The organism is Lysinibacillus alkalisoli, assembly GCF_014643595.1.
GTDB classification, from domain to species: domain Bacteria; phylum Bacillota; class Bacilli; order Bacillales_A; family Planococcaceae; genus Metalysinibacillus; species Metalysinibacillus alkalisoli.
On the sequence record NZ_BMJT01000006.1, the window covers coordinates 154624 to 166447 of the forward strand.

The following is an 11824-nucleotide window of genomic DNA, read 5'->3' on the forward strand; positions in this document are numbered from 1 at the left end:
TAGGCTTGTTGAGATTAGGGTACAATTTAATACATATACTTTTAGGAGAATAAGGTGAGGCTATTGGGGGAATTAGATCCTACAATTATTATAATTTTATTATCATTTGGCTTTTTAGCAGCATTTATTGATGCTGTAGTAGGCGGAGGAGGCTTAATTTCACTTCCTGCTTTACTATTTACAGGTTTGCCACCTGCCACAGCTATCGCTACAAACAAGTTAGCAGGTACGATTGGCTCTTTAACGAGCACTATCATTTTTTATCGCTCAGGCAATGTATCATTGCAAAGTTTAAAAAATTTATTTCCAAGTGTTTTTATAGGCGCCATGTTAGGTGCTTATACGGTGCATTTAATTGACCCTGCGCTCTTAAAGCCATTAATGTTAATTATGCTAGCAGCTGTTGCTATTTACACCATCATAAAAAAAGATTGGGGCGCTGTTTCTCGCTATCAAAAATTAACGCCAGTCAAGCAAGCATTATTTATCGGTTTAATTTTTGGTATCGGTTTTTACGATGGCTTTCTAGGCCCTGGTACAGGCTCATTTTTATTATTTGCTTTTTTATTAATTGGCTTTAATTTTTTACAAGCTGCAGGCAATGCAAAACTATTAAACTTTGGTAGTAATATCGCTGCCTTATTAATGTTCATGTATTTAGGTGAGGTCGTTTATAGCTACGGTTTAATAATGGGGGCTGCACAGTTAGTCGGCTCTATTGTCGGCTCTAAGTTTGCTATCAAAAAAGGAAGCAGTTATGTCCGCCTCCTCTTTATTGTGGTAACTATTGTATTATTAGCCAAAAACACATGGGATTACTTTATGTGAATACTGTACTCGTATTAATGACTGTCGTGAAGTTTTCTGCATAAGGATGCATATAAATGTCATATTGGCGTCTACGATCCGCATGTGTTTCTTGTAAATAACTAAGTGACATACCTCGCTCACTAATATCACGTACTGAGCGTCGTGCAAACTCTGTTTCGGCATTTGTATATAAATAAACGCTATAATCCAGTAGTGATTGGGGTAAAAAAGCAACACTCATACCTTCTATAATAATTAATTCTTGCTTTGCTCTTATGATTGCAGATGCTTGATAGTGGGTTTGCACAGTTGCAATATCCATCCCCATTCTCAACATTGTAATATCTCGCTTTAATAAATCCGTGTGATGTGCCTCTGGATGACAAGCCGTCACCTTAGCATGATAAGTTTGTCCATCATATTCATAAGATACGACACTCTGTTTACGTACCATACCACTTATAATGTATGGGTCTGTATGCATAATGCTTGTTTGCTCGCCAAAATGCGCTTTTAATTGATGAGATAATGTCGTTTTCCCTGCTGCACCATGACCAGCAATACCTATTATTATAGGAGACTGTGTAGTGTGTATGAGCGTTTGGATTGCATCAATCACCGCTTTATAATCGCTTTCGTTTATTACGTTTTCTATCATTTATTCGCTCCTGTTCTTGACGTCGCTTCATTTGAAGTTGAGCCTCTCTCTGCATTTTAAAATAACTTTTTAATTGCGTTTCAGCCAACTCACCATCCTTAATGGCTTGTTGGACTGCACACCCTTTAATAGTGGCTTGATGTGTACAGTCTCTAAACTGGCAAGATGCGCTTAAACGTTCTACCTCTTCAAAATTTGTCGTAATTTCTTCTTCATTTGCCCAAAGTTGTAATTCGCGCATGCCAGGTGTATCAATAATACAACCTTGACCCACTGCAATGAGCTCTCTATGTGTTGTAGTATGTCTTCCCATGGCATCCTTTGCTCTAATCTCACTTGTGCGCATTTTTTCTTGTTGTAATAACGCATTCACTAAAGTGGATTTCCCCACACCTGAAGAACCGACAACAGCCACAGTAATACCTTCTTGCAAAAACTTGTGCAGGCGCTGTAAGCCTTGACCATTGATAGCACTTACTATTTCATAATCCATTGTGTGGAAGGTGCGAAGGGATTGTATAAAAGGCGCAATATCATGACATTCATCCGCCTTAGTTAACACAATAAATGGTATTGCACCAGATTGTTTAGCCCCAATAACATAACGTTGAAGCCTCGCCATATTAAAATCTTCATTCATGCTTGTAACAATCCACAACATATCAATATTTGTTGCAATGACTTGCTCATCTGTTTTCATCCCTGCATGATGACGTGAAAAAACACTTTTACGCGGGAGCACTTGATGGATCACACCTTTATTCTCCTGTGCTTGTAATTCTAGTTCTACATAATCGCCTACTGCTGGGTACGCTGCCAATGACAATACTTGATAACGAAATTTACCTGATACTGTACATAATATTTCACCATATGACGTAGCCACACGATACATTCTCTTATGAACGAGCACTACTCGTCCGTTTATTATACGATTCAATTGTAATTCCTCCATATTTATGCAAAATAAAAACCTTATGACCCGCGTATCGCAGTCATAAGGTTTATTTGCCATTAGGAAAAAATACACACTTTTATTGTAGGTGTGAGCAAATAAAATATGACGTACAATATCGCTTCGTTAAAATAAATTGTTTTGTCATCTTTACTCACCCTTTCTGTTTCAGTAATGTAATTACCTTAAATTAAATTGCTGGACTTGTCAATTTTAATTTTACAAATTCTATTTTTTTATGGTATAAATATATCTGTTAGATATATAACTTTTAGATAGGTGGTTTTTATGAAAAATTATAATCCAACCGTTTATGCTTTACTCGGCATCTTAACAACAAACTGCCGAAATGGATATGACATCAAACAATTAATTGACCGTAGCTTAACCCACTTTTGGAAGATTAGTTATGGGCAAATTTATCCCACTTTAAAAATTTTAGTGCAAGATGAACTAGCTCAAGTCGAAACGATTGAACAAGAAGGTAAACCAAATAAACAACATTACACATTGACGACAAAAGGCTATAGCATATTACAGCAATGGCTCTCGCAAGAAATAACACAAATCCCCACTGAAAAAAATGAAGTGTTATTAAAATTATTTTTTGGCAATCACCAAACAACGGCGATGTTGACAATGCTCACACAATATCAACAAGCGCTACAGCTACGGCTTGAAACCTATCAAACCTTAAAACAAGAGTTATCGCCATCCGTTTCGACTACACAAGATGCATATTTTTGGATTTACACATTAAACTATGGCATTAAAATAACAGAGGCTGCTATTGAATGGTGTCAAGAAACCCTACAAGACTTAGGAGGTCAATTACAATGAGCAAAGTAACACCTGGGCGATTTACCACAGAGAATAAAGAAGATATTGTAGTATTTTTAATTGGCATGCGCATTAATCAATACTGGAAGCCGCATAAGTGGCTACCTGTTTTCGCAAGCATGCCACCACTTATAAAAGAACTTTATCAAAATAAAGAAGCGCTCGGCTTTCTTTCTATGGAAAGTTACTTTGGCTTACGTACTAGTGTAATGATTCAATATTGGCGCTCCATTGATCATTTGCACGCCTATGCACATCAACAACAGCACTTACAGGCTTGGAAAAACTTTATGCAGCGTGTAGGGAAAAGCAATAGTGTTGGGATTTACCATGAGACCTATCCTATTACGAGTGGGCAATATGAGTCTGTTTTTAGCAATATGAATGACTACGGGTTAGCGAAGGCATTACCTAAAATCCCTATCACTGCATCGTTACATACCGCTAAACAACGTCTACAACCTTAATTTCGCTTATCTTTTGCGAAACTCTAAAAGTCTTTGCATCGTCATTATATTAAGGACAAGGTAAAGAAAGAAGGATTTGATTATGAAAATTGAGACGGCTCGATTAGACTTAATTCCATGCACGCCTTCTGCGATGGCTTTAATCGAACACTACACCATTACGGAAAGAGTGAAACAACATATGTATGCAATTGAAGATGACATATCACTCTTTGGATGGGGTACTTGGTTTGTTATGGATCATACTCGTCAGCAAATTATTGGGGATGTGGGTTTTAAGAGTAAGCCCGATCAAGATGGTGTTGTAGAGATGTTGTATCAAATTTCACATGATGCACAAGGGAATGGCTTTGCAACTGAAGCGCTTGATGCTATGATTCACTGGGCTTTAGCGCAAGATGAGGTATACAAGGTGACTGCGAAATGCGAGTCCCATAACGATGCTGCCATCCACGTCTTTAAAAAATTAAAGATGACACCTACTGCCACGCACCACAATGTGTTGCAGTGGGAAATTTGTCAGCACTAACGCACGATTAACAGTTAACAATGTCCAATGATTGCAATACTTGTTTTACGTTTAATTACGATAGTATTAACATAAAAAGCTACGACCTTCTGTAGAAAAGATCGTAGCTTTTTGCTATTGAAAATAAAGGGAATATAAGTCTTGTAAAGTAATCGGGCCAACATGAATATTTGTCACTTGATGCCCTTGTAAAAAATCAATAATTTCCCCCACTGAATGATTGGAGGCTTGTGAGAGATAACATAAGGTAGTACCATTCGGTAACGTTTGTACATCGCTATTTACAAATTGTTGAGTCAATGCTTTAGCAAGCTGTGTTGTGGCATCTTCCATACGAATGGTTGCTTTTGCTGTTGTTGCCACTAACGGCAATAAATCGGCCGCTAATTGTAATTGCCCACCTACTAAAAAGAAAATACGATCGGCATATTTCTCTAGGTTCTCCAGTAAATGCGATGCAATAATAATCGTTTTACCTTCTGCTTTTTTTTGCAACAGTATTTGTGAGATTAATTCTACATGTGTAGGGTCTAAACCATTCATGACTTCGTCCATTAGCATAATGGGTGTATCTGCTACAATTTGCATAGCAAAACATAAGCGTTGACGCATACCTAATGAATACGTGCCTGTCTTTTTATTAACGTAACTAGCCATGCCTAATTGTTCAATCGTTTTTTCAATAAGTGATGGCGAACTCCCCCACATCACACTATACATTTTTAAATGCTCTTTACCTGATAAATGAGGATATAAATCGCTTTGATCAGGCATCATTGACATTTGTTGGTGTATATACACTTCATTCTTCTTCGTCGTATATTGCCATTTCTCCTGTAAAATTACACGTCCTTGATGAGGTTTAACGTAATTCATCATGACGTTCATTAAGGTTGACTTACCTGTGCCATTAGGTGCTACTAGCCCAATAATCTCGCCTTTATGAAACGTCATGCTAATATTTTGCAACACTTGCTTCGTGCCAAATTGCACGGTGATTTGCTGTAATTCAATCATTCTCTATCCCTCCTACATCCAATGACATCGTTTATTGTGACTGCATATTTTAATCAATATGGCTAATACAACAGCGCATAGGCTTAAAACAAGTATGCCCTGTGTCACTTGTAAACCTGGCGTATTATATAAAAAGTTACGATAACCTGTGACAATATCGCCAACTCTTATAAAACTAGTAGGTAACCATTCTACAGGACGATAAGGCCCTATTTCGCGTTCGTAATAAAAGAACTCTAGCGTCATAAATAATGCGCCTATTACCAAAATAATAAACTCGTTTTTAAACACAATACTTATGAGGAGCACAAGTAAAATTGTCATCACGATTAGGAGCAATACTAATAACAATGATTGCCCAATCGCCACACCTAAAGGAACTGTAGTGAAATGACGCCCACTATGCTCAAAAATAGGAACTGCTAAAGACAGTCGACCAAGTCCTTGTTGCATGGCAATTATACTAAAACTAATACCTACAGGAAGCAGTAAGAGGAGAGAGCCAATTAAAGCTACTATGCCTTTCATGCATAAACGATACCACTCTGAAACAGGGAAACCACGCAATATAGTACGATATGCTCTATCCTTTAAAACAATGTCTACACTTAATAATAAGCTGAAACCGAGTATAATAAAGGGTAAGAATGTTTGTAAACTGCGTTGTAACGTTTGCCAAGCCGTTTGCTCATTTAAAATTGGTAGAGTGAGCGCTTTATTATTTTCAGCATAGGCTGTGTATCGACTAGCTTCTCTTAAATAGCCGTATCTGCCATCTTCACGTGCAAATAAATTACCATACGTATAATATAAAGGATGGTAAAAGAACATCTCACCATTAGCAGGGTAAATTAACTCATCTGAAAAGGTGTACCACTCTCCCGTGGCTTGAGCATAGGCGTGGTAATCTTTTTGTGCTAAAGCATCTAATCTGGCTTTATCTAACGCATTCCAATCGGTAAAAACAGCTAAAGCAAAACGAACTGTGGGATGTGTAAATGCTGTAACCTCTGTCGTATCAATGAAATGTTGCCGTGTATCATAACGTGCTTGAATTTCTTTTTCGTTCACTTGCTCAATAGGGTCATATTGAGGTGCTAGTGTCACGGCATAGTAAATGGCTAAACATAGCATAATGACATATAACGCAATATTTTTTTTATTAGTAAAAAATTGTGTCAGCTCTAATTTAAAATAACCCATCGTATCTCACCCCTTCTGATCCCATATTGATGTAAATAAAAAGCGGATAGCTAAGGCTAATAACAGAATGCTAATGCTTATTGTGATTACACCATTCATTACGATTAAAGTAGGCTTCTCTCCCGTTACTAAACTAGCCACGTCCACATAATTAAAGGGATACCATACTGCATGGTTACGCACATAGGGCACTAACATCGGTAAGAGCCACAAAAGCATTTGCGTAAATATCGTTATATAATGATTTTTATATAACAAATTCAATATAATGGTTGTTAATATAACAAATAAGGCGATTAACATAAAGTAACCCATATATAATAAAATAACTTGGTATATTGGCCATGTAACAAACTCACCTGTATAAATAGCAACAGGATACTGTGCGTTGCTTGTGCCTTGCCATAACATCAACCCCATACTCACCACTAGGATTTGAATCATAAGCAGTCCTATGAACCCCCATGAAATAATAGCTTTTGACCAAATATATTGACCAACTGTCACAGGATAACCTCGCAATAAAGTGGCATGTGTAAAATCATCAATTACTGTAGTTGAACTATAGATTACTAAAACAATAAACCATATCCCACTTAATAAAGACATAATAAATAAAATAAAAGGATAATAGGTTAAATGATTTTCCTCAATAGCGATATGCTGTTTTTGCATACTTTCAGAAAAGGCAAGTTGTCGTTTATTTTGTGCAGATGTCGGTAAATTATTTTGCACCACTTCATATCCCTCGATTTGCTGTGCCTTCTCACGTAATTGCGTTAGCTTAATGGAACTATCCCAATACACTTCAATCCGGTTCATGCGCAGCGCCATAGCTTGGCGAGCGGCCTCCTGCTTTTGCAAGACTAAATTAGTATATAAATCGTCCTCATCAAATGTGAGGTCATCCGCAATTTGGAATTTACTAAGTGCCACTGTAATAGATTGTCGTTCGACAGCGGTTTCACGTTCTTTATCCCCAATATGCAAAGTATGTATGTAAATGACACTGCCACATAATACGACTAAAACGGCGACTGCAGCAAAAATATTGCGTGTTGATGTACGCTCTAACATAAATTGTGTACGCAACATATTTAACATTGGTCACACCTCCATATATTTCTCTCTTATTATTGCGTATAATCAAAATATTCAATCGATCATACACAAGCTTTTTTATTATACCTAATTTTATATCGAGGTGTTACTATGTTTCCTATTGAATTTGAGAAAGACTATGTCAGTTTTCATACCAAAAACGTGCAAGCGGAACAACATCAGCATTATTATATCCAAATCACAGTAGCCCTTACAGAGCCCTTTCATGTGAAGACGGCTACACAAAATGAGCACACACATGCTGTTATCATCCAAGCAAATTACCCACATACTTTAACAAGTAAAGGGCCCTTGCTCTTTTTACTCATTAACCCTGAGTCCTTGTTAGGTGAAGCTATACAGCAACTCACTCAGCAACCACTGACCCCATTTTCATTGCGTCAAAACCCTTGTACTAGCAAACAACTCATCCTGTGGCTTACCACACAATACACACCATATAAACAGGGGTTAGATGATCGTATACAACTCGTCTTACAAGCACTACAACAGCATGATGTCACTACTTTTAATATTGCACATTTAGCTAGGTGTGTATTTTTATCAGAAAGTCGGCTATCTCATCTTTTTAAAGAACAAGTGGGTATTTCTATGCGCAGTTATTTTGTACATGAAAAATTAAAAACAGCTTTTTGGTTGGTATGCCAAAATTACTCTTTAACAGATGCTGCTGTTGCTGCTGGCTTTTCAAGCGCTTCTCACTTTACTCGTACAGCTAAAGAAAAGCTTGGAGTAACGCCACGTGATATTAAAAAGATAGCATCTATGTGAAAGTATTTTGCATAGCCTTTACGCTATGCTTATTGATAAGAGGTGAGCATAAATGAAACAATATTTAGAAGAAACGGTGATGCTAAATTATGATCATCCAACCATTCAAACGCTAATTCAACAACAACATTGGCAATCATTAGACGGTATACCACAAATTGCAGCCATTTATGATTATGTGCGCAACCAGATTGTATTTGGTTATAATGTGCGTGATGATTTATGTGCATCTCAAGTGTTAGCAGATGGCTATGGGCAGTGTAATACTAAAACAACATTACTCATGGCTCTGCTACGTGCTGTTGGTATTCCTTGTCGCATACGTGGCTTTTATATCCACAAAACAATGCAAAAAGGGGCACTAACTGGCATTGTTTATTTCTTTGCTCCTCAAAAAATTGTCCATGCTTGGACAGAGGTCTATGTGAATAACTCTTGGGTTGCACTTGAAGGGGTTATTGTGGATGATTGTTTTTTACAATATGCTAAACCTAAACTACAAGCTAAAAATGGTGGCCTTTTAGGTTATGGCATTGCTGTTGACTTGCAAGATACCTTTGATGTTGATTTTTGTGGTAAAAGCACGTATATCCAAAGTTATGCTATTACAGATGAGCTTGGCATATTTTCTAGTCCCGACTTATTTTTTGCACAGTATCACAATACACCTACATGGATTAAACAGCGCCTCTTTGCTATTTTACGCAAACGTATTAACCAACGACTAACTGTAATGCGCAATACGATCAAAAGGTGAGGCCATGAAAAGCGCCCCACCTTTTGATCGTATTCAACATTTAGTCTTCGATATCCATTAGTTTTTGTGCAATAACGCGTACAGCAAGAATACTCGCTGAGTTTAAAGAACCATTATAAATATAAACATGATTATTTTTCACAGCGTCTAGTGATTGCCACGTTTGTAAGCTTGCTACATTAGCAATCGTTGCCTCCGCTACTTTTTCATCGTGTTGTACAATAATATAATCTGGATTCATCTCACCTAAACCCTCTAGTGACAATGCTTCTGCCTCTTCTGGGTATAATTCAGGTGCTTTTAAACCAAAGCTATCCTCTTTATAGTAGACGGCATTTTTACTACCTTGTGCAATAAAATCTTTGCCATCTGCGCGTAATACAGCAAATGTTTTGTCCATTTTATCGCCTAACTTAGTACGTGTTTCATTGACAAGTTCTTCTGTCTCTGCAATATATTCATCTGCTAATGACTCTTTACCTACTAACGCTGCAATGAAGCGTGTTGTGTTTTGCCATGTATCTGTGTAATCAATTTGTATGACAGGTGCGATTTTTACTAAGCTATCATAATTTTTATCGACTTGTCCTTTAAATGCAATGATGATATCTGGTTGTGCTTGTGCAATCATCTCCAGATTAGCCTCACGCCCGCTACCTAAATCTATTACTTCTTCCTCCTTAAAAGGTGCTAATGTTTCATAATCCTCTAATGATTCGGCTGCACTTGTTGATGCGTAAGGTGTTTCTTCTAAGGCAAATAAATAATCCATATATAAAGGGTGCAATACAGCTACTTTTGTTGGCTTAGCTTCCAATGTAATTTCATTGTCTGCTGCATCTGTGATTGTACGTGGCCATGCGGTATCTGTTGTTTGCTCCTCTTTATCACTTTGTGTAGCTTGCTGCTCTATTGATTTTGCTGCTGTGTTCTCTGTAGTTTTGTCGTCTTTCGAACAACCTGCTACTATACCTAATAAAAGAAAGGTAGCCAGAAATAAGAGGCTTAATTTTTTCATACGTGACGAACTCCTTTAATAAACTCTCTATAATTGATAATGATTATCAAATATAGGCGTATTAAGCATAGCATAGCTAAAAAAAATGTACATGCAACTTTATACAAGTGACTTGTACTTTTACATAGTGTTTTTATATTAATTAAAACGATTAATATCATATTAAAATCATAAATATATTAAAATGAAGGTTTTTCTCTCCTAATAATCTATTACCTTATCATTTATGGAGTTAAAATTGGCGAAAGTTAGTCATATAATACCGGCAATTATGAATACCGTATAATACCTCTTTACGCTCTAGAGCATTTTCTTTATAATTATAACTAGGTACTAATATCAAATACTAAGGAGCAATCATTATGTTAAATACACAAGAGATTCAAGCTATTATTCCACATCGTTATCCCTTTTTATTAGTGGATCGTATTTTAGAAGTTGAAGAGGGGAAGCATGCTGTTGGGATTAAAAATGTGACAGCTAACGAAGAATTTTTCAATGGCCATTTCCCTAATTATCCTGTAATGCCAGGTGTGTTAATTGTGGAAGCATTGGCACAAGTGAGCGCTGTTATCATGCTTATGAAAGAGGAAAACAAAGGGCAAATTGGTTTATTCGCAGGCATTGATAAATGCCGATTCAAACGCCAAGTTGTGCCGGGTGACCAGTTACGTTTAGAAGTTACGATGACACGTACACGAGGAAAGATTGCTAAAGCAACGGCTGTAGCTACTGTTGAAGGTGAAGTGGCATGTGAGGCAGAAGTAACATTTGCATTAATGGATCAAGCTTAACTACGAGTTGGCCACTTCTTAGCCATATACATGCAAAATAATAATTACCTAGTGGTCACTAAAAAACAGCAAACCGACATCTGTCACTTTGCTGTTTTCATTATCTATGCATCATTTGTCTGTAGAAGGTATGGCATACGTTTGTACGATTTGTCCATCTTCACGAATTAACAAGCCATTTAACTGCCCACCATATACTGCGCCACCATCAATCGCGACATAACGCCCCTCATCACCTAGCCAAATACGATTGGTTTCATCAGGATTAATATATTTTGTTGGTGTATGACCAAAAACATTGGTATAGCTTGTTTTATTTGGCAATGTATAATGCTCTCTAATCCAAATAAAGTCATCTTTTGCCGTAAGCTGCCAATCTTCAAGGCGCGTATCAAAGCCTGCATGTGTAAATAACACTTGGTTAAACACATAAAAGCGTTTACTCTTTGCTAAAAATGCCAATTCATCAGGCCTTTTTTGTGGAATTAAAGACACATACTCTTCAATAGGGCGCGCAAACTCCTCTGCTAGTAAAGATTGCAGTGTTGCCATACCACCATTGCGCTCATATCTTGACTGCGCCTCTTTAGGATAACGTAAAAAATCAAGTAGCATCTGATCGTGATTTCCCATCACTACCGTTACTTTGTGAGTTTGTTGCAGCTGCATAATTTTTTGGAGCACCTCTAATGATTGTGGCCCACGATCAATCATATCCCCTAAAATGACTAATTCATCTTCTTGTTGCCAATAACTTAATAGTTGTTCAAAGCTCTCATACATCCCGTGAATATCACTTACAACAAATGCTTTTCTCATAAAATCCCCCTATTGTCGTTACTTATGCTTTATCATCGGCTCTTTAGTATTGACTTTGTATTCT

14 protein-coding genes are annotated in these 11824 nt (G+C 37.1%); 7 read left to right on the plus strand and 7 right to left on the minus strand.

Annotation, left to right across the window (positions count from 1 at the left end; all coding sequences use genetic code 11):
• Window positions 1-63: 63 nt before the first annotated feature.
• The gene (locus IEW44_RS10495) at window positions 64-828 is read left to right on the plus strand and encodes a TSUP family transporter (protein WP_188615004.1); all 765 of its coding nucleotides are present in this window, start codon (window positions 64-66) and stop codon (window positions 826-828) included.
• Here the strand turns inward: IEW44_RS10495 and IEW44_RS10500 are convergent.
• Together IEW44_RS10500 and rsgA are read right to left on the minus strand one after the other, a co-directional pair.
• The gene (locus IEW44_RS10500) at window positions 821-1468 is read right to left on the minus strand and encodes a uridine kinase family protein (RefSeq protein ID WP_188615005.1); all 648 of its coding nucleotides are present in this window, start codon (window positions 1466-1468) and stop codon (window positions 821-823) included. The genes IEW44_RS10495 and IEW44_RS10500 overlap by 8 nt on opposite strands.
• On the minus strand, window positions 1434-2408 hold the full coding sequence (gene rsgA / locus IEW44_RS10505) for a ribosome small subunit-dependent GTPase A (protein WP_188615006.1): 975 nt from the start codon (window positions 2406-2408) through the stop codon (window positions 1434-1436). Before rsgA ends, IEW44_RS10500 begins: the two co-directional genes overlap by 35 nt.
• A 303-nt stretch (window positions 2409-2711) precedes the next feature.
• On the opposite strand from rsgA, the gene IEW44_RS10510 reads away from it, so the two are divergent.
• The 3 genes from IEW44_RS10510 to IEW44_RS10520 all read left to right on the plus strand — a co-directional run bounded on the left by IEW44_RS10510 (window position 2712) and on the right by IEW44_RS10520 (window position 4259).
• A complete protein-coding gene (locus tag IEW44_RS10510; RefSeq protein ID WP_188615007.1) occupies window positions 2712-3263 on the plus strand; it encodes a PadR family transcriptional regulator in 552 nt (183 codons plus the stop codon).
• A complete protein-coding gene (locus IEW44_RS10515) occupies window positions 3260-3730 on the plus strand; it encodes a DUF4188 domain-containing protein (protein WP_188615008.1) in 471 nt (156 codons plus the stop codon). Before IEW44_RS10510 ends, IEW44_RS10515 begins: the two co-directional genes overlap by 4 nt.
• Window positions 3731-3812: 82 nt before the next feature.
• Complete coding sequence (locus IEW44_RS10520) at window positions 3813-4259, plus strand: GNAT family N-acetyltransferase (RefSeq protein WP_188615009.1); 447 nt, start codon at window positions 3813-3815, stop codon at window positions 4257-4259.
• Window positions 4260-4373: 114 nt separating this feature from the next.
• On the opposite strand, the gene IEW44_RS10525 is transcribed toward IEW44_RS10520, so the two are convergent.
• From IEW44_RS10525 to IEW44_RS10535, 3 genes are read right to left on the minus strand one after another with little or no spacing between them, the layout of a single operon-like run.
• Window positions 4374-5276 (minus strand): ABC transporter ATP-binding protein, encoded by a 903-nt coding sequence (locus IEW44_RS10525; protein WP_188615010.1) that lies wholly within the window; start codon window positions 5274-5276, stop codon window positions 4374-4376.
• A 12-nt stretch (window positions 5277-5288) separates the two neighbouring features.
• On the minus strand, window positions 5289-6479 hold the full coding sequence (locus IEW44_RS10530; protein WP_188615011.1) for an ABC transporter permease: 1191 nt from the start codon (window positions 6477-6479) through the stop codon (window positions 5289-5291).
• A 6-nt stretch (window positions 6480-6485) separates the two neighbouring features.
• Window positions 6486-7583, minus strand: a complete 1098-nt coding sequence (locus tag IEW44_RS10535) for a hypothetical protein (protein ID WP_188615012.1) — start codon at window positions 7581-7583, stop codon at window positions 6486-6488.
• A 108-nt stretch (window positions 7584-7691) separates the two neighbouring features.
• On the opposite strand from IEW44_RS10535, the gene IEW44_RS10540 reads away from it, so the two are divergent.
• Together IEW44_RS10540 and IEW44_RS10545 are read left to right on the plus strand one after the other, a co-directional pair.
• Complete coding sequence (locus tag IEW44_RS10540) at window positions 7692-8372, plus strand: AraC family transcriptional regulator (protein ID WP_188615013.1); 681 nt, start codon at window positions 7692-7694, stop codon at window positions 8370-8372.
• Window positions 8373-8424: 52 nt separating this feature from the next.
• Complete coding sequence (locus tag IEW44_RS10545; protein ID WP_188615014.1) at window positions 8425-9129, plus strand: transglutaminase-like domain-containing protein; 705 nt, start codon at window positions 8425-8427, stop codon at window positions 9127-9129.
• Window positions 9130-9169: 40 nt separating this feature from the next.
• Here IEW44_RS10545 and IEW44_RS10550 read toward each other — a convergent pair whose 3' ends face one another.
• Complete coding sequence (locus IEW44_RS10550; protein ID WP_188615015.1) at window positions 9170-10147, minus strand: ABC transporter substrate-binding protein; 978 nt, start codon at window positions 10145-10147, stop codon at window positions 9170-9172.
• A gap of 362 nt (window positions 10148-10509) precedes the next feature.
• Between IEW44_RS10550 and fabZ the strand changes: the two genes are divergently transcribed.
• Complete coding sequence (gene fabZ / locus IEW44_RS10555) at window positions 10510-10941, plus strand: 3-hydroxyacyl-ACP dehydratase FabZ (RefSeq protein ID WP_188615016.1); 432 nt, start codon at window positions 10510-10512, stop codon at window positions 10939-10941.
• A 111-nt stretch (window positions 10942-11052) separates the two neighbouring features.
• On the opposite strand, the gene IEW44_RS10560 is transcribed toward fabZ, so the two are convergent.
• The gene (locus IEW44_RS10560) at window positions 11053-11760 is read right to left on the minus strand and encodes a metallophosphoesterase family protein (protein WP_188615017.1); all 708 of its coding nucleotides are present in this window, start codon (window positions 11758-11760) and stop codon (window positions 11053-11055) included.
• Between the last annotated feature and the right edge of the window lie 64 nt (window positions 11761-11824).

Excerpts from the sequence above, each read along its gene's own strand:
- IEW44_RS10500 (WP_188615005.1), bottom strand. The coding sequence starts at position 1,468 with ATGATAGAAAACGTAATAAACGAAAGCGATTATAAAGCGGTGATTGAT.
- IEW44_RS10510 (WP_188615007.1), top strand. The coding sequence starts at position 2,712 with ATGAAAAATTATAATCCAACCGTTTATGCTTTACTCGGCATCTTAACA.
- IEW44_RS10515 (WP_188615008.1), top strand. The coding sequence starts at position 3,260 with ATGAGCAAAGTAACACCTGGGCGATTTACCACAGAGAATAAAGAAGAT.
- IEW44_RS10520 (WP_188615009.1), top strand. The coding sequence starts at position 3,813 with ATGAAAATTGAGACGGCTCGATTAGACTTAATTCCATGCACGCCTTCT.
- IEW44_RS10525 (WP_188615010.1), bottom strand. The coding sequence starts at position 5,276 with ATGATTGAATTACAGCAAATCACCGTGCAATTTGGCACGAAGCAAGTG.
- IEW44_RS10530 (WP_188615011.1), bottom strand. The coding sequence starts at position 6,479 with ATGGGTTATTTTAAATTAGAGCTGACACAATTTTTTACTAATAAAAAA.
- IEW44_RS10535 (WP_188615012.1), bottom strand. The coding sequence starts at position 7,583 with ATGTTAAATATGTTGCGTACACAATTTATGTTAGAGCGTACATCAACA.
- IEW44_RS10540 (WP_188615013.1), top strand. The coding sequence starts at position 7,692 with ATGTTTCCTATTGAATTTGAGAAAGACTATGTCAGTTTTCATACCAAA.
- IEW44_RS10545 (WP_188615014.1), top strand. The coding sequence starts at position 8,425 with ATGAAACAATATTTAGAAGAAACGGTGATGCTAAATTATGATCATCCA.
- IEW44_RS10550 (WP_188615015.1), bottom strand. The coding sequence starts at position 10,147 with ATGAAAAAATTAAGCCTCTTATTTCTGGCTACCTTTCTTTTATTAGGT.
- fabZ (WP_188615016.1), top strand. The coding sequence starts at position 10,510 with ATGTTAAATACACAAGAGATTCAAGCTATTATTCCACATCGTTATCCC.
- IEW44_RS10560 (WP_188615017.1), bottom strand. The coding sequence starts at position 11,760 with ATGAGAAAAGCATTTGTTGTAAGTGATATTCACGGGATGTATGAGAGC.